The 21,425-nt window shown below is 45.2% G+C and carries 24 protein-coding genes; 17 read left to right on the top strand and 7 right to left on the bottom strand.

Annotated elements, in window-relative coordinates:
* The 5 genes from holB to NHH16_RS07210 all read right to left on the bottom strand — a co-directional run bounded on the left by holB (window position 1) and on the right by NHH16_RS07210 (window position 5,099).
* Complete coding sequence (gene holB / locus NHH16_RS07230) at window positions 1–999, bottom strand: DNA polymerase III subunit delta' (protein ID WP_262068919.1); 999 nt, start codon at window positions 997–999, stop codon at window positions 1–3.
* Window positions 986–1,573, bottom strand: coding sequence for a nucleoside/nucleotide kinase family protein (locus NHH16_RS07225; RefSeq protein WP_262068918.1), 588 nt, complete (start codon window positions 1,571–1,573; stop codon window positions 986–988). Before NHH16_RS07225 ends, holB begins: the two co-directional genes overlap by 14 nt.
* Window positions 1,566–2,966: an aminotransferase class I/II-fold pyridoxal phosphate-dependent enzyme gene (locus NHH16_RS07220; protein ID WP_262068917.1), complete on the bottom strand. Its 1,401-nt coding sequence runs from the start codon at window positions 2,964–2,966 to the stop codon at window positions 1,566–1,568. The genes NHH16_RS07225 and NHH16_RS07220 overlap by 8 nt, the downstream gene beginning before the upstream one ends.
* Window positions 2,967–2,991: 25 nt before the next feature.
* The gene (locus NHH16_RS07215; protein WP_262068916.1) at window positions 2,992–4,338 is read right to left on the bottom strand and encodes a glucose-6-phosphate isomerase; all 1,347 of its coding nucleotides are present in this window, start codon (window positions 4,336–4,338) and stop codon (window positions 2,992–2,994) included.
* Window positions 4,339–4,406: 68 nt separating this feature from the next.
* A complete protein-coding gene (locus NHH16_RS07210) occupies window positions 4,407–5,099 on the bottom strand; it encodes a 5'-methylthioadenosine/adenosylhomocysteine nucleosidase (RefSeq protein ID WP_262068915.1) in 693 nt (230 codons plus the stop codon).
* 102 nt (window positions 5,100–5,201) lie between these two features.
* Here NHH16_RS07210 and NHH16_RS07205 point away from each other — a divergent pair, with 102 nt between their 5' ends.
* Window positions 5,202–6,266 carry an undecaprenyldiphospho-muramoylpentapeptide beta-N-acetylglucosaminyltransferase gene (locus NHH16_RS07205; protein WP_262068914.1) on the top strand — a complete coding sequence of 355 codons (1,065 nt, stop codon included), beginning with the start codon at window positions 5,202–5,204 and terminating at the stop codon, window positions 6,264–6,266.
* A gap of 78 nt (window positions 6,267–6,344) precedes the next feature.
* On the opposite strand, the gene NHH16_RS07200 is transcribed toward NHH16_RS07205, so the two are convergent.
* A complete protein-coding gene (locus tag NHH16_RS07200; RefSeq protein ID WP_262068913.1) occupies window positions 6,345–7,067 on the bottom strand; it encodes an adaptor protein MecA in 723 nt (240 codons plus the stop codon).
* A 467-nt stretch (window positions 7,068–7,534) separates the two neighbouring features.
* Between NHH16_RS07200 and NHH16_RS07195 the strand changes: the two genes are divergently transcribed.
* The 16 genes from NHH16_RS07195 to NHH16_RS07120 all read left to right on the top strand — a co-directional run bounded on the left by NHH16_RS07195 (window position 7,535) and on the right by NHH16_RS07120 (window position 20,941).
* Window positions 7,535–9,391 (top strand): glycosyl hydrolase family 18 protein, encoded by a 1,857-nt coding sequence (locus NHH16_RS07195; RefSeq protein WP_262068912.1) that lies wholly within the window; start codon window positions 7,535–7,537, stop codon window positions 9,389–9,391.
* 70 nt (window positions 9,392–9,461) lie between these two features.
* Window positions 9,462–10,520, top strand: a complete 1,059-nt coding sequence (locus tag NHH16_RS07190) for an L-threonylcarbamoyladenylate synthase (protein ID WP_262068911.1) — start codon at window positions 9,462–9,464, stop codon at window positions 10,518–10,520.
* A 2-nt stretch (window positions 10,521–10,522) separates the two neighbouring features.
* Entirely contained in the window at window positions 10,523–11,152 is a 630-nt protein-coding gene (gene upp, locus NHH16_RS07185) for a uracil phosphoribosyltransferase (RefSeq protein ID WP_262068910.1), read from the top strand.
* 16 nt (window positions 11,153–11,168) lie between these two features.
* Window positions 11,169–11,657, top strand: a complete 489-nt coding sequence (locus tag NHH16_RS07180) for a deoxycytidylate deaminase (protein WP_262068909.1) — start codon at window positions 11,169–11,171, stop codon at window positions 11,655–11,657.
* A 265-nt stretch (window positions 11,658–11,922) separates the two neighbouring features.
* Window positions 11,923–12,840 (top strand): P-loop NTPase family protein, encoded by a 918-nt coding sequence (locus NHH16_RS07175; protein WP_262068908.1) that lies wholly within the window; start codon window positions 11,923–11,925, stop codon window positions 12,838–12,840.
* Window positions 12,833–14,032: a CpaF family protein gene (locus NHH16_RS07170; protein WP_262068907.1), complete on the top strand. Its 1,200-nt coding sequence runs from the start codon at window positions 12,833–12,835 to the stop codon at window positions 14,030–14,032. The genes NHH16_RS07175 and NHH16_RS07170 overlap by 8 nt, the downstream gene beginning before the upstream one ends.
* Window positions 13,956–14,738, top strand: a complete 783-nt coding sequence (locus NHH16_RS07165) for a type II secretion system F family protein (protein WP_262068906.1) — start codon at window positions 13,956–13,958, stop codon at window positions 14,736–14,738. Before NHH16_RS07170 ends, NHH16_RS07165 begins: the two co-directional genes overlap by 77 nt.
* Window positions 14,675–15,937 carry a type II secretion system F family protein gene (locus NHH16_RS07160; protein ID WP_262068905.1) on the top strand — a complete coding sequence of 421 codons (1,263 nt, stop codon included), beginning with the start codon at window positions 14,675–14,677 and terminating at the stop codon, window positions 15,935–15,937. The genes NHH16_RS07165 and NHH16_RS07160 overlap by 64 nt, the downstream gene beginning before the upstream one ends.
* Before the next feature lie 46 nt (window positions 15,938–15,983).
* Window positions 15,984–16,130, top strand: coding sequence for a Flp1 family type IVb pilin (locus NHH16_RS07155; protein ID WP_262068948.1), 147 nt, complete (start codon window positions 15,984–15,986; stop codon window positions 16,128–16,130).
* Window positions 16,131–16,222: 92 nt separating this feature from the next.
* Complete coding sequence (locus NHH16_RS07150; RefSeq protein WP_262068904.1) at window positions 16,223–17,479, top strand: DUF5702 domain-containing protein; 1,257 nt, start codon at window positions 16,223–16,225, stop codon at window positions 17,477–17,479.
* Between the two features lie 84 nt (window positions 17,480–17,563).
* Window positions 17,564–18,361, top strand: coding sequence for a pilus assembly protein (locus NHH16_RS07145; protein WP_262068903.1), 798 nt, complete (start codon window positions 17,564–17,566; stop codon window positions 18,359–18,361).
* Window positions 18,352–18,771, top strand: a complete 420-nt coding sequence (locus tag NHH16_RS07140) for a prepilin peptidase (protein ID WP_262068902.1) — start codon at window positions 18,352–18,354, stop codon at window positions 18,769–18,771. Before NHH16_RS07145 ends, NHH16_RS07140 begins: the two co-directional genes overlap by 10 nt.
* Window positions 18,771–19,181, top strand: a complete 411-nt coding sequence (locus NHH16_RS07135) for a TadE family protein (protein WP_262068901.1) — start codon at window positions 18,771–18,773, stop codon at window positions 19,179–19,181. Before NHH16_RS07140 ends, NHH16_RS07135 begins: the two co-directional genes overlap by 1 nt.
* The gene (locus tag NHH16_RS07130) at window positions 19,154–19,822 is read left to right on the top strand and encodes a DUF6382 domain-containing protein (RefSeq protein WP_262068900.1); all 669 of its coding nucleotides are present in this window, start codon (window positions 19,154–19,156) and stop codon (window positions 19,820–19,822) included. Before NHH16_RS07135 ends, NHH16_RS07130 begins: the two co-directional genes overlap by 28 nt.
* Window positions 19,823–19,888: 66 nt before the next feature.
* Window positions 19,889–20,515 (top strand): rhomboid family intramembrane serine protease, encoded by a 627-nt coding sequence (locus NHH16_RS07125; RefSeq protein WP_262068899.1) that lies wholly within the window; start codon window positions 19,889–19,891, stop codon window positions 20,513–20,515.
* A 15-nt stretch (window positions 20,516–20,530) separates the two neighbouring features.
* The gene (locus NHH16_RS07120) at window positions 20,531–20,941 is read left to right on the top strand and encodes an HIT family protein (RefSeq protein ID WP_262068898.1); all 411 of its coding nucleotides are present in this window, start codon (window positions 20,531–20,533) and stop codon (window positions 20,939–20,941) included.
* Window positions 20,942–20,993: 52 nt separating this feature from the next.
* Here the strand turns inward: NHH16_RS07120 and NHH16_RS07115 are convergent, their stop codons facing one another.
* Window positions 20,994–21,203: a DUF1858 domain-containing protein gene (locus tag NHH16_RS07115; RefSeq protein WP_262068897.1), complete on the bottom strand. Its 210-nt coding sequence runs from the start codon at window positions 21,201–21,203 to the stop codon at window positions 20,994–20,996.
* Window positions 21,204–21,425 lie beyond the last annotated feature (222 nt).

The raw sequence follows: 21,425 nt of genomic DNA, 5'->3' as shown, positions 1-21,425 counted from the left end.
CTAATTCTCCTTAAGTGTTAAGAACAGAAGCTCTAGGCTCAGTTCTGAATTTACATTTGCCTGCAAACGCTCTTTGGCAACATTTATCGCCTCGAGTATCTTCTCAATCCCCTCATAGGAGGACTTTCGGGCTTGCTCCTTTATCGTCTCTAAATCTTCACGGAAGATAACGCCGTCAATATCCGTGGTAGCTTTATATAATAAGACATCTCGGTACCAGATAGCGACCATATCAAGGAAATCGCCAATCTCCACTTTATTTCTCGCTGCCGCACTGCGAACAGCCCCGATCAAGTCTTCCATTTCCATCTTCTTAACGCGCTTTGCCAGTAATACCGCTTCGTTCTTAAGCTCTGTGAAATTCTCCGACCCTGCCAGCATAATCGCTTGGCCTAAATTTCCCTGGGCAAAAGCGGTACATACCTTGGCTTCATACTCACCTAGTCCTAGGTTATCTTGGAGATACTTTTTAATCAAGGTATCTTTTAAGTTTCGTAGCTTCAGCTTGACACATCTAGAGATAATCGTGTCGTACAGCATGTTTTCATTTTCTGTAAGCAGGAGGAAAACTACGTACGCCGGGGGCTCCTCTAAGGTTTTTAGAAGGGCGTTCTGGGCCCCGGGAGTCATTTTATCCGCATCTCTGATAATATAAACTTTATAAGCGCTACGGTAAGGTTTAATATCTACCGTGCTATTCACCTGGTTACGTATATCATCCACCCCGATGCCCGTCGCATTTAGCTTTTCCGGGACCACGTAGATAATATCAGGGTTGTTGTTGCTCTCCGCTTGAATACAGGATTTACACTTTCCGCAAGGATCCGTCTGGGAACGCTCACACAATAGGGTCATGGCAAAAAGCTTAGCTAGCATCTTCTTTCCCGAACCTCGCGGTCCATTTAGCACGTAGGCGTGAGACACCTTATCCTGACTAATGGCATTTCTTATATATTCGATAATCTCTTTGTGGCCTACTACATCTTTAAACCCTGTCATTTACTATTTCCTCTTCTATTTCCGATATACACGTCTCTCGGTCGATATTGAGAAAACGTCTATCAATTTCCATCTTTTTCAAATTTTCTTCGCTAAAGTCTTCCGTATCGGCTAAAAAGCGCCGACAAACTTCCGCGTATTTCGGTTCTTCTTGCTTGTCTTCCCTTTTAAGGGCGCGGCGAAGGCGCTCCCCGTCTTCCACTTCGATATAAAGGGGAACCACATTACCTGGCCCAAAGTACTCCCGCAAATGGGCATAGGCTTCTAGCGTAGCGATCAATAAGTAATCACCTGTGGCTAGAGAAATAGTGCCGTCATCGATAGTCGCATAACGCCAAATCCCGTGAACCGTCTGATAGGCCCGCTGCTCGATCACTTTACCGGCCTTCGTATATTCGGCTAGCTTTTCTTCATCTATAAAAAAATATTCGGCGCCGTCCCGCTCCCCCTCCCGAATAGGTCTGGTGGTATAGGGAACCACTGGCTTAAGCTCAGGGATTCTTTTTCTAATCTCCCGGTAGAGATAGTCCTTACCGGTAGAGCTCTTTCCCATCATGCAATATATTTTACCCAAAATCTATAACCTCTATTCTAAGATCCCCTCTGGTATCGGTGAGTCCTTGGACCTCTAGACCATCTGCTCGGTACTTAAGAATTACCTGGATCATCGTCTGCGTAATCTCTTCCCCAGGGATTAAAAGCGGTACCCCTGGCGGATAAAGATAGATATATTCGGCGGCAATCATTCCCGCCGCCTCTTCTATTATAACATTTTTTCGTTTCTTTTTCACGGTTTCGGAAATACTGTACTTAACCCTAGTCACTGGGGTCCCAAAGTTTTCCCTTTCACCGCTTTTTTCACTGAGGCGCTCATCCATCTGTAAAAGCCCCTTCAAAAGCCTTAAAAAGCCCTCTTTGCAGTCACAAACGCTGGTCATCGTCACTACGTAATCACCACTTGCCATCTCCAGTTCCAAGTGGTGTTCCCGGCGAAGATACGCCATCAGCTGGGTGCCTGTAAGGGACGTTTCTCTCGTGGAAATCACAATTTTTGACAGTTCGTACTCTGGACCCTCTACAAGCTTTAGCCGCTTAAGCTGTCGTAGTTCGCTTCTTAGTTCTTGTAGCTCCCGGGTATACCTAGCAAACTCTTCTGGCCCGCGCTCCTGCAAAAAGGAGACGCACTCATCGATACTAGCCATCAATAGATAAGAAGGGCTACTGGTCTGAAGCTTTGTGAGCATCCGCGCCACTTTCTTTTTATCTACGATCTCACCATTCATATGCAAAAGACCCGTTCCCGTTAGCGCCGGCAGGGTTTTATGGAGGCTATGAATCACAATATCGGCGCCGCTGGCATTACTACTGGCAGGAAAATCCTTATGAAAGCCAAAGTGAGCGCCGTGGGCTTCGTCGACAATCAGAGGCAACTGGCGCTGATGAAGAATGTCTGCAATTTCCCGCACCTGGGAAACTACGCCTTCGTAAGTAGGGGACGTGATAACTAAGCCTTTACACTCCGGATGGGCATTTAGCGCTTCCCTTACCGCCGCCGGCGAAATCCCTTGGCAAATGCCCGTTTCCTGGTCGATACGCGGATATAAAAAGACGGCCTTAATGCCAAACATTTCCAGCCCATTATAAACAGACTTGTGGCAATTTCTTGCCACAAGTATGGTATCACCTAGATCTGCTATCCCCTTAATTGCCGAAAGTATACCACCGGTACTACCATTCACTAGAAAATGAGATTCTTCGGCGCCGAAGACCGCCTCGGCGCGCTCCTGGGCTTCTTTTAGGAGGCCGCTGGCGTGGTGCAAATCATCAAAGCCGTCAATCTCGGTAATATCTAGCGAATACGGCAACTCGCTGCCAAGCATCCGTAAATTGCGCTTATGCCCGGGCATATGAAAGGGATAAAAATCGGTGCTCGTATACGATTGCAAACACTCCCGTATGGTTTTCATCGCTAACCCCGCATTAATCGTTCTATTATAATCTTTTTAATAACTCTTCCCGTTCTTTCTCAAACCCCGGTTTACCAAGAAGAGCGAACATATTCTTCTTATAGCTTTCCACTCCCGGTTGGTCAAAAGGATTGACGCCAGAAAGATATCCGCTAACACCAACAGCAAATTCAAAGAAGTAGAAAAGCTGTCCGAGAGAATACTCATCTCTTTTAGCGATGTTGATCATCATTACCGGAATGCCACCATCTGTATGAGCAAGTACAGTACCGCGCATAGCGTTTTTGTTAACGAAATCCATGGTTTTACCGGCTAAGTAGTTAAGGCCGTCTAAGTCAACTGCTTCCTCTTTTAGGACCACTTCCTGATCCATGGTTTCGATGTTCATCACCGTCTCCATAATGTTACGGCTACCGTCTTGGATAAACTGGCCCAGAGAATGGAGATCTGTGGTTAGGTCAACGGCAGCGTTGAAAATACCTTTTTGGTCCTTGCCTTCGCTTTCACCGTAGAGTTGCTTCCACCATTCGCCCACAAAATGAAGATTTGGTTCGTAGTTAGCGAGAATCTCGATGTCCTTGCCCTTACCGTGTAAAATATTGCGAACAGCCGCGTATTTTAGCGCATCGTTCTCTTCGTAAGGCGCACTTAGTGTGATCTCTCTAGCATCGGCTGCCCCTTTCATAAGCAGGTCAATATCGGCACCGCTAACGGCGATTGGCAATAGACCAACAGCCGTTAAAACAGAAAAACGTCCACCTACATCATCAGGTACTACAAAGGTTTCATAGCCTTCAGCATCCGCTAGGTTCTTTAACGATCCTCTTGCTTTATCCGTGGTCGCGTAGATACGCTTAGCCGCTTCTTCCTTACCGTATTTCTTTTCAAGCATTTCCTTAAATACGCGGAAGGCGATGGCCGGCTCTGTGGTCGTTCCCGACTTACTGATAATATTTACCGAAAAGTCCCGGTCCCCAATCACTTCGATTAAGTCTTGTAAGTACGTAGCGCTGATATTCTGACCAGCAAAGTAGATTTCCGGCGTTTTGCGAACTTCTTTCGAAACCGTATTGTAAAAGCTGTGGCGTAAAAACTCAATGGCGGCTTTTGCGCCTAAGTAAGAGCCACCGATACCGATCGCGATTAACACCTCGGAATCGTCTTGAATCTTCTTCGCGGCCTGCTTAATTCTAGCAAACTCTTCTTTATCATAAGCCACTGGCAAATCAATCCAACCGAGGAAATCGTTTCCTGCCCCTCTTTTTTGGACTAAGGTCTCCTTAGCTAGTAAAGTAAGTTCTTCCATTTGTTTCACTTCATCCTCACGGATAAAGGAGCTCGCCCTACTATAATCAAATTTAATATTTTGCATGTTCTTGTGCTTCCTTTCTTTTCTTAATATCTGCTTTTAGAATAATTTCACGTTTCTAGTTTACCAAATTACCAGCGTTCTATCAACGACCGCATGAAAGTTGTAGAATTGGCCACCGCTTTTTTTTCAAACACCTCATAATCCTCGGTGGCACTATCATCTGCCTTATCGGAAATCGACCGCACAATGAGGTAAGGACAGTGGTTAAGGTACGCCACGTGAGCAATCGCTGCGCCTTCCATCTCTACGCATAACGGACCAAAACTTTCTTTAATCACGGCCTTCTTCTCCTTGCTAGAGACAAACTGATCACCACTGGCAACTCGGCCGAGGAAGGTCTTGATCTGTGGGTTCACCGCTTCATTGACCCCTTTCGCCTTCGCCGCTAATCCCTGATCTGCTGGGAAATAAAGGGTATCCATCCGCGGAACCTGACCTAAGGGATCCCCAAAAATAGTGGCATCCATATCGTGATGCACCGCATCCGTTGAGATTACCATATCGCCAATGTCGATGCGTTCGTCTAAAGAGCCGGCAATTCCAGTATTAATAATCGTCTCCACCGCAAATTCGTCAATCAGAATCTGGGCGCAGACAGCAGCATTTACCTTACCGATGCCGCTGCGAACCACGACCACCTCTTGCTTATATAGCTGCCCTTTATGAAAAGTCATGGACGCCTTCTCCATAACGCTTACATTTTCCATCACCTGGATAAGTCCTTGTACCTCTTCTGCCATGGCACCAATAATACCTATCATCTCTTCAACCCTCCATCTTTTTTTCCATTTTTCTACTAACTCTGCTATAATAATGCATAACGTATTATACCACAAATTTATGGGACAAAAGGAGTTAATAGGTTGAAAAGAATAATCTTAACCGGTGGCGGTTCCGCCGGACATGTGACCCCCAATATCGCCTTATTACCGCGGCTAGAAGAACTGAATTACGATGTACACTACATCGGCTCTTACGAGGGCATTGAAAAGGATTTAATTGAATCCTTCGGTATTCCTTATCACGGTATCTCCTCAGGAAAGCTTAGACGATACTTTAGCTTAAAGAACTTTACGGATCCTTTCCGAGTTCTTAGAGGAATGGGTGAAGCCAAAAAACTACTGGAAGTACTAAAGCCGGATATCGTCTTCTCCAAGGGCGGCTTTGTTACCGTTCCTGTGGTCCACGCTGCGAAAAGATTAAAGATTCCTGTAATCATCCACGAATCCGATATGACTCCTGGTCTAGCCAATAAATTAGCCCTCTCAGCGGCCACCAAGGTCTGCTGTAACTTTCCGGAGACGTTAGAACTCTTGCCAAAAGAGAAGGCTGTCCTAACCGGGTCACCGATTCGCCAAGAGCTACTTTCTGGCGATCCGGTAAAAGCTCGGAGCTTCCTGGGCTTTCGCTCGAAGAATCCCGTTATTCTCGTGGCCGGTGGTAGTCTGGGCTCGGTGGCGATTAACAATACCATTCGGGCTGTGCTGCCAAAGTTGCTAGAGAATTACCAAGTGGTTCACTTATGTGGAAAAGACAAGCTAGACCCAAATCTAAAGGACTTAGCTGGTTACGCCCAGTTTGAATACTTAAAAGAAGAGCTTAAGGATGTGTTCGCCCTAACTGATATCGTTATCTCCAGAGCTGGTGCTAATGCCATCTGCGAACTTCTATCCCTGCGAAAGCCCAACCTGCTAATCCCCCTACCGTCAAAGGCTAGCCGCGGCGACCAACTACTGAACGCCCGCTCCTTTGAAAAGCAGGGCTTTAGTATGGTCCTCGAAGAAGAGACGCTAACGGATGAGCTTCTTTTAGAAACCGTTAACCACCTGTATGAAAATCGCAAGCAGTACACCGATAACATGAAAAGTTCTGACCAACAGAACTCCATTGATACGATTGTTGATTTAATTGAAGAGATTACCAATTAGGAGCGTTCGAAGAGCTCCTAGGACATAAAAAAATGACGACTAATTAAAGTCGTCATTTTTCTCGCTATACTGTAAATTCTATAAAGCTGCCAATTTTTTAATTGCATCCGCCGCGATGATAACCTGGCAATGCTCCTCTAAATAAGCTAGAGTAGCTCCTCCAGATTTCTCCAACGTACCAAACTCTGACAACATATTGCAGATTCTATTGAAGGCATTCGTCGTTAATTCTGATTGCGTAATCGCAAGAATATAAATATCTTCTCTATTGTCCTTATATAAGGTGTTCGAACCACTGTACATATTCTCTAATAACTTCGCCGCCTGGGTAACACTATCAAGGCTAGCAAAAGAGAATAGGTGAAGCCCCATAGTATTGATGGCTTCTGCTTTTGTTGGAACTGGAGAGGCGCCGGTTTTATCTTTGACTTTACCAAGATAATCCATAAGGTTTTCTGCCCCTTCTAATTTGTCTGATTTAAGTGAGTTCTCATTCGTCCAGTCCTCGTCTGCCGAGGGTGAAAATCTTGAGAATCTAGCATCTAGTTCTTCAGGGTTCTCCACTTTCGTAATAATGAGCACAATCGAATCCGCACTTGCGGGGATTGCCTCTATCATTAAAGGGATATCCTCTGCTTCAAAACCGAATTCAAAAGCCGCTTGTTGCATCATGTCGTGAAACAATGATTTGGCTTTTTCGGTTCCATAAGCTAGCTCACTAAGTTGTAGTTGACGGGAAGCTAAATCGGCACGCGTAAGTGTACAGCGAATTTGATTGTCATTGATTTTTTCAATCTTCATAATATCACTTCCTTTTGTATAGTATAGCATAGGGAAACAGGGTAATTCAATTAAATATGTATTAAGCCTTAATAAAGTAACTCTTGTTTTTTGTTTACCAATTTTATATAATGAAATTTACATAGAGGCGGGAAAAAGATACGAACATCAACCAGTCTTAATCAGTCCAAGTCATTTTAGAATGCGTTCGCATTCGACAAACTCCATGAATTCACAAAATTATAATCACTTAAGAGCCGTTTCTAATGTAGGCCGCTTTAGGGGAATCATTGTATCACAGCAAGATCCTTTTGGTCAGTGGTATCTTTATCTTAAGAGAAAGGAGAAGGAACTGCCGGTATAGCTACCAATCCTGTGCTTTTTAACAATTAAGCAATTAGCCATCGCTTAAATTTCTCTTGTGTGCAAAAAATTAGTGTAATGTGTGTTATTTATTGCTATAATGGGGGTTGTGTAGGAGGTGTGTAATGGAAGAGAAGGATTTACAGAAAAGGAAACGACGACCGGCGAAGGCCCCGGATTCCGGTACCGGAACGACCCGGAAGCGCGCTGGTGCAAGGCGAAGAGTTCAAAGGAAGCGGAGAAGACAAAGAAATCTTGTGATCTCCACCGTGCTTTTGATTATCCTCATCCTTGCCGCTATTGTCGGTTTTTTCTTATGGAATAGATATAGCCCCTCGAAAGAGCAGGCGAATTTGAATGAATATTATGGAATAGAAAGCGAAGGTCAACTCGCTGTAATTGTTGACAATCAGATAGCGGAGCTAAAAGGTAAGGTCGAAGAAGGCAGAACCTACGTAAGGTACGAGACCGTTCGCGACCTGATCAATCAGCGTTTCTATTGGGATCCTAATGAAAATATTCTATTATACACGTTGCCGAACGACGTTATCCAGGTACCTGTAGGCTCCAAGGAGTATCAGGTATCAAAAGAAAAGAACACGGAAGACTATGTTATATTAAAAACCGAAGGAAGCACGGCCTTTATCGCCCTTGATTTCGTAAAGAAGTATACGAATATGGATTTCGAAGTCTTCAAGGATCCGGAAAGGGTGGTAGTGAATACCGGAACAGAAACAAAAGTAGCTACTGTTAAAAGAAAGAATTACGTTCGCTTTCAAGCTGGGGTAAAGAGCCCCTATTTAACAGAGGTCGCAGCCAAAGATACGGTAACGGTTATCGAAGCTTTAGACGACTGGCAAAAAGTGCGAACGAAAGACGGCTACATCGGCTATATTAAGCAGAGCCTCTTAAACGACGAGCGCACCGAAAAGCGGGAAGTTAACTACGAGGAGCCTGAATTTACCAGTATCTCTAAGAACCAAACCATCAATATGGCTTGGCACAACGTTAGCAACGCTTATGCCAATAACGGTATCTTAGCAACGATTGCGAATACCAAGGGCTTAACCACCATTTCGCCCACCTGGTTCCACGTAAAGGACACCGCCGGCAACATCGATTCCATCGCGGATACGACGTACGTTAATTACTGTCATCAATCAAACATCGAAGTTTGGGCGGCCCTTAGGGACTTTGATGGCGGGATATCTTCTTATGAACAGACCCTGGAGCTTCTTAAGTATACCTCGAGGCGAGAGAATTTGATTAACCAACTGATTGCCGCCGCTCTTCAAAGCGGTATCGACGGCATTAACTTAGACTTTGAAATGGTTTCTACCGAATGCGGGGAGCATTATATTCAGTTCGTCCGGGAACTATCCGTAAAGTGTCGCCAAAACGGCCTGGTATTCTCGGTGGATAATTACGTACCAAAAGGTCACAACACCCACTATAACCGAGCTGAACAAGGCGTCTTTGCCGATTACGTAATCATTATGGGTTACGACGAGCACTGGGGCGGATCCCCTGTGGCTGGTCCGGTCGCTTCAATTCCGTTTGTAAGAGAAGGAATCGAACAGACGTTAAAAGAAGTGCCTGCTGAAAAGGTGATTAACGCAATGCCATTCTATACCCGGTTGTGGATGGAAACGCCCAAGACCGCCGAGGAAATAGCCTCTCAAGAAGGTACGGAAGCGGCTGAGTATGCCACTAACGTTACCTCCGAAGCCTATGGCATGGCGGATGCCCAGGCCATTATCAACAATAACGGCGCCCAGGTTACGTTTGATGAAGCGAACGGCGTAAATTTTGCTACCTGGGAAAAAGACGGGACTACGTATAAGATCTGGCCTGAGGATGAGGTGGCGATTGAAGCCAAGCTTAAGCTGATGAAAGAGTATCATCTAGCTGGGGTAGCTGCTTGGTCTCTCGGACAAGAAGATACAAATATCTGGAACCTAATTATTCAATATACGAATTAAAGATAATAGAATTTGCCTTACGGACGATAAATGATGTTCGTAAGGCTTTTTTTGTAGTATAATTGAAAACATGAAAACGATAGTAAAGAAAGTGAACGATATAATACACGATAAGGAGGCCATTGATGAAGCTGGAGAAATTCTAAAATCCGGCGGTTTAGTGGCTTTTCCCACGGAGACGGTGTACGGTCTCGGAGCGGATGCCCTAAATGAAGAAGCCGCTGCTAAAATCTACGAGGCAAAAGGGCGGCCTTCAGATAACCCGCTGATTATCCATATTGCAAAGCTTGAAGACCTAGCGAAAATCGTCACGGAGATTCCTGAAAAAGCCGAAGCCCTAGCCAGCGCTTTTTGGCCGGGCCCTTTGACCCTTATTTTGAATAAAGCCAGCTGCGTTCCCTACGGAACCACCGGGGGGCTTGAAACGGTGGCCGTACGGATGCCTGACTGGGAAATCGCGAGAGCGGTTATCGAAGCTGGTGGCGGCTATATCGCGGCCCCTAGCGCCAATACTTCCGGAAAGCCAAGCCCAACTAATGCGGCCAGAGTCCTTGAGGATATGACAGGCAAAATCGAGATGATTGTGGATGGTGGCGAAGTTAGCATCGGTCTGGAATCGACCATAGTTGACTTAACCGTAGAACCGCCTCAGATTCTCCGCCCGGGAGCGATTACGAAAAGTATGCTTAGGAACACCATCGGTGAAATTATCGATGGCGGGAAAGAAATAGGTACCCAATCTGGACCTAAGGCTCCAGGGATGAAATACAAGCACTACGCTCCCAGGGGACAGCTGGTGATTATTAAAGGCGAGCCGAGGGCTGTGGCCGAAAAAATCAATGAACTGGCCCGGGAAAAACGAGCACAAGGCTTCACGGTAGGCGTCCTTGCCACAACCGAGTCTGCCTATCTCTACCCAGACGAACAGGTACGGATTATCGGGACCCGCCAGGACGATGCTAGTATTGCTAAAGGATTATATGAGAGTCTTCGCAGCTTCGATGATATGGGTGTGGATTACATCTATAGCGAAGCGTTTGCCGAAAAAGGCATGGGGAAAGCAATTATGAATCGGCTTGTGAAAGCTGCCGGTCATGCAATCATCAATTTAACCAAGGAGGATAAGTAAAAATGTCAAATGTTCACGTAATGGACCACCCGCTAATTCAGCACAAAATCACCTATATTAGGAGAAAGGATACCGGCTCCAAAGACTTCCGTAGCGCCGTTGGGGAAATCGCAGCCCTTATGTGCTACGAAGCTACGAGAGATCTTAAGTTGCAGGACGTGGAAATCGAGACACCGATGGGGAAAATGGTCGGAAAGGAATTAAGCGGTAAAAAGCTGGCGATTGTGCCGATTTTACGAGCAGGCCTAGGAATGGTTGACGGTATGCTAGACATGGTTCCAGCGGCAAAAGTGGGTCATATTGGTCTGTACCGAGATCCCGAAACCCTAGAACCGGTAGAATACTACTGCAAATTGCCGGCCGACTCTAGTGAACGGGAGGTCTTTGTGGTTGATCCCATGCTAGCTACTGGTGGTTCCAGTGTGGCTGCCATTCAGATGCTAAAGGACAAAGGCGTAAAAAGCATTCGTTTTATGTGTATTATCGCGGCTCCTGAAGGCGTAAAGAGAATGCAGGATGAGCATTCTGATGTGGAATTATATATTGGGGCGTTAGATGAAAAACTAAATGATCATGCGTATATTGTACCTGGTCTTGGCGATGCCGGAGATCGTATTTTCGGAACAAAATAAAGTGAGGTAATCGAGGATGAGTGGGAAAAGAAAAGATTATATAAGCTGGGATGAATATTTTATGGGTGTGGCACTGCTTTCGGGGATGCGTTCAAAAGACCCCAACACCCAAGTAGGCTGTTGTATTGTGGATCAGGATAATAAAATTTTGTCCATGGGTTATAACGGTTTGCCAAAGGGCTGTGATGATGACGAATTTCCTTGGATTCGCGAAGGCGAAAATCCGTTAGAGACGAAATACGTCTACACCGTTCACAGCGAATTAAATGCGATCCTCAACTACAAAGGGGGTAGTCTAGAAGGTAGCAAGATTTACGTCTCTTTATTCCCTTGTAATGAATGCGCTAAAGCGATTATTCAAAGCGGAATTAAAGAGGTTATCTATGGCGATGACAAGTACCACGAGACCCACGGCGTGATTGCCTCCAAGCGAATGTTTGATGCAGCAGGGGTACGTTATCACCCTTACCACTGGACCGATCGGGAAGTAAAATTTAAGATTTAGCACCAAAGCCGCACTTTACCAAGGTAACGTGCGGCTTTGCCTTTAACGAAAATATGTTTTGGTAAAATCGCCAACTAGACAAAGCAAAAAACAATACGGTATAATCTACGAACCAGCCTTTTCTGGCTCGGTCTAAACAGAAATTTCTAGAACTATCTAAGGTTCAAAGCGAAGTAACAAGCAGAACATCACAGTCTTTCATCAAGACATAAATACCAGACAAAAGGATTAGTTTAAACTTGAAAAAATTGAAAAGGAGGAGCAATTGTATTACAAGAATATTGTGATTTGTGATACGGAAGTGGCATACGCTAAAGCACTCGGTCGGTTTATATCCGAACGCAAAGAACTCGCCCTCCAGGTTTTTGTTTGCGATCATCCGAGGGAGATAGAAAATCTTGAAATAAATGGCGAGATTGACTATTTACTGATTGCTTCCCAGTTTGACGAAATAAGTCGCACGCAGATTAAGGCAAAGGCGAAGTTCGTTTTTACAGTAACCGGCACCGAAGTGCTAGCAGCAGATGAGAAAGGGATTTTTAAGTATCAAAGTGGTGAACAAATACTAGAAATAATTTTTACAGAAGAGCACGCCGCTAAAGGAACAAGGGGCCTATTTTTTGACTCCAAAAGTAAGACAGAAGCGACCGTAATCGGCGTTTTCTCACCGGTTAACCCGGTGGAAAAGAGCCGTTATGCCCAGAGTCTCGGTAAGGATTTAGGAAGAAATGCCAACGTCTTACTAATTAGCCTTCAGGCATACGCCAGTATGCGCCAGCTGGGAGTGGAATCGCCAGCGACTGTGGCTGATTTACTATATTTTGTGGAGCAAGAAGGCCAAGATATGCGGACGTATTTGCCAATGCTGATCTCTAGGCTGGAGGGCTTCGACTATTTGGAGCCACCCTTAAAAGAAGATTTGGGGCGCATTCCGCCAGAAATCTGGGTCGCCATGGTAGGCGAGGTGATAAGAGGCAGTCTTTACGAACAGATTGTTCTCGATATCGGTGAAGGCCTTCAGGGCCTCACAGCAATCCTCGGTTTATGTGAAAAGGTCTATCTGCCTTATCGACCCCAACAGGAATACCGGGAAATAATCGATCGGTGTCTCGCCGAACTGTCTTTTCTTGGCGACGGTAGCTTAGCCCAAAAAATTGAGTTAAAGGAACTTACCGATGAATAGATTCGAAATCCTACATGAAAAAATCCTAGGTGAAATTGACCTTACTCAGGAGTTTGACGATCAAGAATTAGTGAGACTGATCCACAAGGTCATCAAAGAGCATACCCAGAACGATTATATGGCTATCGACGAACGTACTGCTCTTGGCAAAGAGTTATTTAATACCCTGCGTAAACTAGACGTGCTGGAGGATTTTCTCCACGACGAAGCCATCACTGAAATTATGATTAACGGCACGCAAAATATCTTTTACGAACGTGAAGGCAGGCTCTACGACTCGAAAAAGCGGTTTTCCTCAACCGAACGTTTAAATGACCTTATTCAACAGATCGTATCCCAGACCAATCGTCTGGTCAACGAATCTTCACCGATTGTGGATACTAGACTGGCGGATGGCTCCCGGGTCAATGTGGTTCTGAGTCCTATTGCCCTAGACGGTCCAGTGGTGACCATCCGCAAATTTTCTAAGGCCGGTATGAACCTAAAGGAGCTGATCCGCCGCGGATCTGTAAGTGAGGATATCGTTCACTTTTTAAGCATACTAGTGGCGGCCCGCTACAATATCTTTATCAGCGGCGGCACCGGGTCAGGGAAAACCACCTTTCTTAACGCTCTTGCGGAAACCATTCCGAAAGACGAGCGTCTTATCATCATCGAAGACAATGCCGAACTAAACATCCGTAGCCTTCCTAATCTGGTTCGCCTCGAAGCCCGAGGCGCTAACACCGAGGGCAAGGGTGAAATTCCCATTCACACGCTGATAAAGACCGCTTTGCGGATGCGCCCTGATAGGATTATCATCGGTGAAGTCCGGGGGGAAGAGGCACTGTCTCTTCTGCAAGCTTATAATACCGGACATGACGGCAGTATCAGCACCGGGCATGCCAATAGTTGTATGGACATGATTGCCAGGCTAGAGACCATGGTCTTGATGAATAAGATGGAAATGCCCTTACAGGCTATTAGGCGACAGATCGCTTCCGGAATCGATATTTTTATTCATCTCGGCCGCCTCCGGGATAAGTCTCGGAAAGTACTAGAGGTCTCGGAAGTAAAAGAATATAAGAATGAAGAAATCGTTTTAAACGTATTGTATGAATACCGAGAGGAGGGCTATGGTCAAGGAAGTTGGACAAAAGTTAACGACATTTATCACACCGAAAAGCTGTTGGCGGCAGGATATCAGCTTTAAGGAATATACCCTTGGCGTCCTCACCGCCTGGGCCTACACCTTGGCAGTGGCCATCATCTTCTATCGCTCCTTCTGGGCTCTTCTCGCTCTTACCCCCCTTTGCTTTCTTCGCTTTCGAAATTGGTATTCCCGAACCTTAGATAAAAAGAAAAGTCGGTTCAAACAGCAGTTCAAGGATTTTGTGCTCACAATCTCCGCTAACATGTCTGTTGGTTATTCGCTGGAAAATGCTGTTCTTAGAGCCGGCAAAGAGTTGGCCCTTCTCTACGAGAAGCCGGCCCGGATCTTTACCGAAATTTCTGTTATCGGTCATCAACTTCAGTTAAATATTCCCATTGAGCGGGCCTTTTTAGAGATGTACGAACGTACCCAGGACGAAGAAGTAGGAAACTTTACAACCTGCTTTGTCACCGCCAAACGCAGCGGCGGCAATCTGGTGGCAATCATCGATGAGATAAGCCATCAAATCAGTGAAAAGGAAGACGTACGCAAGGAAATTGAAACCATCCTGAGCGCCAAAAAATTAGAATTTAGTATTATGCAGGGTATCCCCTTTTTTATCATTGGCTACGTCCAGATTAGTTTTCCTGGTTTTAACCAGGTGTTGTTCGGTAATTTATTAGGAACAGGAGTGATGACCATTTGCTTAGCAATTTATTTAACCGCAATTTATATCGGATCAAAAATAACAAATATAGAAGTCTGATTCTTTTCAGCGTCCTTATCTTGGTCCTAGGAATCGCTATATTTATTTTTGATTTGGCCCGTTCAAAAAAAGAAGTTGAGCCCGTCTTTAAAAGAGGTACCGCCGTAGAAGGCGCAAAGAAAGAAGCTTTAGAAGTGGAAATCGGAGACTCCACCGAGTCCTTAGAAGTGGAAATTGAAGCCAGGGAGTATGCAGACGCCGAAGTTAGTAAGATTCTCGAAAGAGAGAGTGCTCAGTTAGAAACCTATATCTTAGGGGATAATCAAAGCCTTGATAAGGTAACTAGTAATCTAAGGCTGATTACCAAAATTCCTCAAGAGCCTTTCACTGTGGATTGGTACCCTGACCGCTACGACATCATTAATCTCTACGGCGAAATCAACACCGACAATCTCGCAGAAGAAGGGACACTTGTTAACCTACGAGCGGTTATTTCTTATCAGCAGCGTCCCCAGCTACAGACCCAGGTCGAATTCGCCGCTTGTATATTCCCCCCATTCCCCTCAGAAAAGGAGAAGGAGGTTTTTCAACTTGAGAAAATTATTAAAGAAAAGGAAGAAGGAAGTCGGACCGAAGAGAACTTTGCCTTACCAAGAGAATTTAAGGAAGAAGCCCTCACCTATTATCGCCCACTTACTTATCGGGGAATTACGATTATGCTATTTGGCTTACTTATTGGAATCTTGGCTTTTGCCAAAAAGCATCAAGATGTGGCGGATAAACAGAAACAAAAGGAGAGGCAAATGCTCCTTGACTACCATGAAATCATCTACAAGCTAACGATGCTGCTAAGCTCAGGGATGGTCCTCCTTCCCGCCTGGAAGCGGATTATCGAAGACGCTGCGCGCCTAGGTAAGGACCTGGACGAGCGTTTTGCCTATCAAGAAATGAAACAGACCTACAGCGAGATCACTAGCGGAAAGTCCGAAGCCAAAAGCTTTGAAGACTTTGGGCGGCGTTGTAAGCTAAAGCCGTACCTACGGCTCTCGGCGCTCTTAAGTCAGCACTTAAAGCAAGGTAGCACCGGGTTAGCGGAGCAGTTAAAAAGCGAAGGCCGGGAAGCCTTTCTCGAGCGAAAGCTCAGAGCAAAGCGCTTAGGTGAAGAAGCCGGTACCAAGCTACTGCTGCCCATGTTTATGATGCTGGCCATTGCTTTAGCAGTCATCGTGATTCCCGCATTTTTATCGATTAATATTTGAAAGGAGTTTGCTATTGAATTATTTTTTATTTCGTCTAAACAAAATAATGCAAAATCGCCAAGGTATTGGCGTCGTCGAGGTAATCTTAATCCTCGTGGTCTTAATTGCCCTGGTTTTGATTTTCAAGAACCAACTGATCAGTCTGGTAGAGACCATCTTTGCCAAGATCACCAGCGAAAGCTCAGGCATCTAAATTGTTCTGGTTCACTGACCGTCTATTTAAGTCTCGTCATTATTATTCTTTTGGCCTTTCTGGCCGCCTTGGTAGAAAGCGCCTCCCTTAATATGGCCAAGAACTACCGTCGCATCGAAGTAAATAGCGCTTTAGAATCCATCTTTGCCGAATACCAAAAAGATTTACTGGAAGAATACAGTATTTTCGCCCTAGAGTCCACTTACGAAAGCGGCACTTACGATGAGGAGAAAGTAAAAACCAGATTAGCTTTCTTTGCCGGCGAAGGTACCACTTACCAGCTAGTTGAGAAACGATTGCTCAGCGATGCCAGCGGTGCGCCTTTTATCAAGCAAGGCGTCGCCTATACGAAGGCCAAATACGGATTATCACAGCTAGAACTTCCCGGATCTGGTTCTAATTCAGAAGAGATTGAAGCCGCTAAAGAGGGCGTAATCCTTGAAGAAAAGGAGCTCCTAGGAAGCGTTCAAGATGTTTTATCAGAAAACGACGTATCCCTTCCCAGTGAAAATAATCCTCTAGCTAAGCTTTTAGAGCTTCAAGGACAATCCCTTCTAAAGCTGGTGCTACCGAAGGATAAAAGCCTCTCGGAAAAAAACTTAGAAAACTCAGAGACCTTGCCGTCTGAGCGTACCTTAATGACTGGCAACATGGCTACTGACAACGCTGGGGGCATGGAGCGCCTAGCCTTTGCCGAATATCTGCTGGATCACTTTCACTCTTTTACCAGCACCGAAAGCCTGCGTGCTCTCGCTTACGAACAAGAGTATTTACTCGGGGGCAAAAGTAGCGATCAAGATAACCTAGAAGCCGTTATTGGTAGCCTTCTAGGAATTCGCTTCGGCCTGAACTACCTCTATATTCAGACCGATGGTGAAAAGAAAGCCGAAGCTAGTGTTCTCGCAACCACGCTGGCAACTGCGGTGCAACTGCCGATGTTAGCCGAAGCCTTAACTCAGGGTATTCTCCTAGCCTGGTCCTACGGGGAGGGAATTATGGATGTCCGGACCTTATTAGCTGGCAATAAAGTGTCTCTATTAAAGACAAAAGATACTTGGCAGCTCCAGCTGATGTCCCTTTTTACCCTAGGTACGGAAGAAGATACCTTTGCCGGTGCCGATAATGAAAAAGGCTTGTCCTATCAGGACTACTTGCGGCTACTATTAACCCTTCGCAAACCCGAAGTCTTAGCTTTGCGGGCTCTTGACTTAATCGAGCGCAATCTAGCTCTTAATGGGAAAAGCTTTGTCAAGGTAGACCAGCTCTTTTGCGGTCTTAAGCTGCAAGCAGTTAGTTCACTACGCCGAGGGATAACCTACACCTATACCTGCGAATATGAATACCTCTGAGATGGTTACAGATGTCCTTTTTGACGCCATGTATTCCCATAAACGATTTTAGAAATATAAAAAGAAAGGAGAAGGATTCGTACTATGACAAAGAAGATTCCCTTATCAGAAGATACTCAAGAAAAATCTGTCAAGAGGACATCTGTAACCGTCTCAGCTAGAGGAAGCATTACCCTTGAAGCGGCCTTGGCTCTTCCCCTCTTCTTTCTCGCCATGCTGACCTTGGCCTTTCTCTTAGAGACGCTAGCCATTAAAACATCCATGCGCAGCGCCCTCTATAGCAGTGCCAAAAAAGTGGCCGCTGGCGGAATTAACGAGCTCTTCCTATCGACCACTGGTTTAGAACAGGAGATTCAGGAAACCATCGGTCGCGAACGGCTAGCGAGAAGTCTCGTTAAATCCGGGAGCATCAGCTGCTCTGGCTCCTATCTCCAGAATAATACGGGAATGCTTTACGCTACCGTTACCTATGAGCTAGAAATGCCCTTTGTTCCCTTTCGCCCTAAGGCCTTAACCCAGCGGGACGAACTTCGTCTAAAGGCTTGGACTGGCTATACAGCCACAGGTAGCGATACCGCCACCGAAACCGTCTACATTACCGAAACCGGACTGGTCTACCATGTAAATCATCAGTGTACTCACTTGCAGCTTTCGATTCAGATGGTTACAAACAAAGAGGTCTTCTCTTTGCGAAATGAAAATGGCGGTAAGTATCACCCCTGTGAACAGTGTCAAAAAGGCACTGCTCTGACAAGCGTCTACATCACCGACTACGGCGACCGCTATCACGGAAGTCTAAGTTGTAGCGGCCTTAAGCGCACCATTTATGCAGTACCTATTAATGAAGTAATCGGAAAAGGAAGGTGTAAAAGATGTGGTTAATAACTATAAAAAGATGTTTAATTTTAGGTTATCTCGGCTATCACGCTTATCACGATATTAAGAGTCAGCGACTGTACTTAAACACCCTGATCGGTGGCGGACTCCTCGTTACCGCCATAACCTTATTAATCGGCCTAAGACAAGCGCCCGTTTGGCAGTTAAGACGAACCGCCTCTGGGGTCGTGGTCTTTATCGCTTTTTTGTTAATTAGTCGTTATACAGAGGAAAAAATCGGCTACGCCGATAGTCTAATTATCGGCTTTCTCGCCCTGGCCCTCGGGGCCCTGGATGTGATTCTTATGGTCATTATCAGCTGTCTGTTTATTGCTCTATGGTGTGTCATCACCAAAAGAAAGGAAGCTCCTTATCTGCCCTTTCTCTTAGCTAGTTACCTGTTGGTGATGTTCTAATGAAGAGGAAAACCGTAAAGGGTAGCTTTACCATTGAAATGACCTACCTGATGGGTATCTTCGCCTTCGTATTTATAACCGTTATCTATACCATCTTTTTCTTTCACGATAAGGCAGTTTTAAATAGCGCCGCTTATGAGTGTGCGGTGGTAGGCAGTATGAAGGCGAGAAAGAAGGATTTTGAAAAGGAGGAATTAGAGGTGCTCCTTCGTGAACGGGTAAACGGCCGCTGCCTTTTTCTCACCGTCAGTGCCGAAAAAGTAACTCTTGATGAGAAACGGGTCTTAGTAGAACTTTTAGGAAACAAAGGTCCGGCGAAAGTCGCCATTCGCCAAGAGGCTGCCATTACCTACGGCGAAGACACTCTGCGAAAACATTATATATGGAAAAAACGTTTACAATCACCGTAGCGACTAGCTATAAAGAGGATTATCAGATGGCGATGCTCAAGATGAATGAATTAAAGGGAATCATTCCCGTTCGGGGCATGGGCATAAACGATAAATCCGAGTATCACTTTCACACTAGCGGAAAGATTTCTCTTCTACTTCTATTAGAAGAAGAAAGATTAAGTGTGGCTCTATTAAAGACTTTCGCATCCAACTTGTTAACCGCCTGTAAAGAAACCGATCGCTTCCTTTTATATGAAGAAAAGCTAATGCTAACCCCTGAAGATATCTATTATGACGGGACGGAGTTTTCTTTTTGTTACTTTCCCGGGAAGGAAATAGAAGCGAAGGCAGAGCTACGAAAACTCGCCGACTATTTTGTCACTAAGCTAAATCACCAGGATGAGGAGCTGATTTCTCGGGTATACTTTTTTTACGAACTGGCTACCAAAGGGGATTGTCACTTGCCTAGCCTCTTAAAAGAATACCTCGCCTTCACGCCGCCGAAGAAGGTTGCCCTAGTAAAGGAACGAGTTGACCAAGAGGCGAGGGCCGGAACTCCTCCTGGCAAAATCCGAGAAGGTTCTGGAAAATTCTTTAAACGGCGGAAAAAGAATAAATGGGGAAATTTTGATGACCTTTTTATCGATGAAGAGCTGTAACGATTTCCCTCAACACCCTTTCTAAAATATGCTATACTATTAATAATTTAGAAAGGGGAGAAGGGAATGACAAATGCTTTTAAGAACTATCCGGTGACCTTGATTCTCATCGGTGTTAATGTGGCAATCTTCCTAGGCCTATCCATGATCGGTCAGACCGAAGACGGTTACTTTATGTTAGAGCACGGGGCTTCTTATGTGCCTTTCATCATCGAAAACGGGGAATACTATCGCTTGTTCACTTGCATGTTTTTGCATTTTGGCTTTAGCCACTTAGCAAATAATATGCTTTCTCTAGGACTTTATGGAACGATTCTGGAGCGGGAAGTAGGCACCCTTAAGATGATTGTAATTTACCTCGTAAGCGGCTTAGGGGCAAGTGCTTTATCGGCTGGTTGGGATTATTTCACCGAGAGCTACAGTATTTCCGCGGGAGCCTCTGGTGCCATTTTCGGCTTAATGGGAGCCTTGATTTATGTCGCTATTCGCAATAAAGGGCGAATCGGCAACCTAGGCAGTAACCGCTTGATTATGATGGCCCTCTTCTCTCTCTACTACGGTTACACCAGTACGGGCGTAGATAACCTCGCCCATCTCGGCGGACTTATCTTTGGCGTACTCATCGCCATACTGGTGTACCATCCTAAAAAGAAAAGAAATAAGTATCAACAATTCGATTGGATGCAGGATTAGAAGGAGGACTTTTTAATGAAAGATGAAAATTGCATTTTTTGTAAACTGGCAAACGGCGATATCGAGACAGCGACCCTTTATGAGGATGATAAGTTTCGCGTAATCCTGGATGCTTCACCAGCCGCCAAGGGGCATGCGCTGATTATCCCCAAAGACCACTATCGCAACTTATTTGATCTAGAGGATGAGGTCGCCAGAGAAGTCATGCCGCTAGCGAAAAAGATGGTCAATAAACTAAAGGATATTCTCGGCTGTGACGGCTACAATATTATTCAGAACAACGAAGCGTCCGCTGGGCAAACGGTCTTTCACTTTCATATGCACCTGATTCCGCGAAATAGCGGTGACAAGGTGGGGCTTGGCTGGAAGATGGGTGAACTATCAGAAACCGATAAGAACGAGTTAGTGGAAAAAATGAACGCGTAAAAAAAGCGGCGACTTTAGATGATTAGTATCTAAAGTCGCCGCTATTTTTATGCTATTTTCCTTCTGCGTTCACAAATGCTTTGATCTTCTCTACTAGTAGATCTGCATCTATGCCGTGAACCATCGCTGCTTCGGCGATTGACTCACCTTGTGCAGATGGACAACCTAAGCAGTGCATGCCAACTTCCATGAGGATTGGGGCTACGTTTGCATTTACGTTTAGTAGCTCACCAATGGTCATATCTTTATTTATCTCAGCCATTTCTTTGCCTCCTTTTTTTCAGTATCTACATTATAGAACCGGATCCGTAGTTTGTAAAGATTTGACAGTAAATTCAGTTAATTTAACAAACTGTGCGAAGATTTAAAAGTCAATGATAATTCGAATATTTATTTCCGAAACACCAATTTTATCATTTCTTTACAAAACGTCTGTTCTTTTTTTGCCCTGATTTGTCCCCCAAAAACGCCCTTTGGACTGTGG

Source organism: Ohessyouella blattaphilus, from assembly GCF_024721265.1.
GTDB lineage: Bacteria > Bacillota > Clostridia > Lachnospirales > Lachnospiraceae > Aequitasia > Aequitasia blattaphilus_A.
This window is presented reverse-complemented; position numbering and strand designations above follow the sequence as displayed.

Coding starts and splice junctions, on each gene's coding strand:
- holB (WP_262068919.1), bottom strand. CDS start 999: ATGACAGGGTTTAAAGATGTAGTAGGCCACAAAGAGATTATCGAATAT.
- NHH16_RS07220 (WP_262068917.1), bottom strand. CDS start 2,966: ATGAAAACCATACGGGAGTGTTTGCAATCGTATACGAGCACCGATTTT.
- NHH16_RS07215 (WP_262068916.1), bottom strand. CDS start 4,338: ATGCAAAATATTAAATTTGATTATAGTAGGGCGAGCTCCTTTATCCGT.
- NHH16_RS07210 (WP_262068915.1), bottom strand. CDS start 5,099: ATGATAGGTATTATTGGTGCCATGGCAGAAGAGGTACAAGGACTTATC.
- NHH16_RS07200 (WP_262068913.1), bottom strand. CDS start 7,067: ATGAAGATTGAAAAAATCAATGACAATCAAATTCGCTGTACACTTACG.
- NHH16_RS07195 (WP_262068912.1), top strand. CDS start 7,535: ATGGAAGAGAAGGATTTACAGAAAAGGAAACGACGACCGGCGAAGGCC.
- NHH16_RS07190 (WP_262068911.1), top strand. CDS start 9,462: ATGAAAACGATAGTAAAGAAAGTGAACGATATAATACACGATAAGGAG.
- upp (WP_262068910.1), top strand. CDS start 10,523: ATGTCAAATGTTCACGTAATGGACCACCCGCTAATTCAGCACAAAATC.
- NHH16_RS07180 (WP_262068909.1), top strand. CDS start 11,169: ATGAGTGGGAAAAGAAAAGATTATATAAGCTGGGATGAATATTTTATG.
- NHH16_RS07170 (WP_262068907.1), top strand. CDS start 12,833: ATGAATAGATTCGAAATCCTACATGAAAAAATCCTAGGTGAAATTGAC.
- NHH16_RS07165 (WP_262068906.1), top strand. CDS start 13,956: ATGGTCAAGGAAGTTGGACAAAAGTTAACGACATTTATCACACCGAAA.
- NHH16_RS07155 (WP_262068948.1), top strand. CDS start 15,984: ATGCAAAATCGCCAAGGTATTGGCGTCGTCGAGGTAATCTTAATCCTC.
- NHH16_RS07150 (WP_262068904.1), top strand. CDS start 16,223: ATGGCCAAGAACTACCGTCGCATCGAAGTAAATAGCGCTTTAGAATCC.
- NHH16_RS07145 (WP_262068903.1), top strand. CDS start 17,564: ATGACAAAGAAGATTCCCTTATCAGAAGATACTCAAGAAAAATCTGTC.
- NHH16_RS07140 (WP_262068902.1), top strand. CDS start 18,352: ATGTGGTTAATAACTATAAAAAGATGTTTAATTTTAGGTTATCTCGGC.
- NHH16_RS07135 (WP_262068901.1), top strand. CDS start 18,771: ATGAAGAGGAAAACCGTAAAGGGTAGCTTTACCATTGAAATGACCTAC.
- NHH16_RS07130 (WP_262068900.1), top strand. CDS start 19,154: ATGGAAAAAACGTTTACAATCACCGTAGCGACTAGCTATAAAGAGGAT.
- NHH16_RS07125 (WP_262068899.1), top strand. CDS start 19,889: ATGACAAATGCTTTTAAGAACTATCCGGTGACCTTGATTCTCATCGGT.
- NHH16_RS07120 (WP_262068898.1), top strand. CDS start 20,531: ATGAAAGATGAAAATTGCATTTTTTGTAAACTGGCAAACGGCGATATC.
- NHH16_RS07115 (WP_262068897.1), bottom strand. CDS start 21,203: ATGGCTGAGATAAATAAAGATATGACCATTGGTGAGCTACTAAACGTA.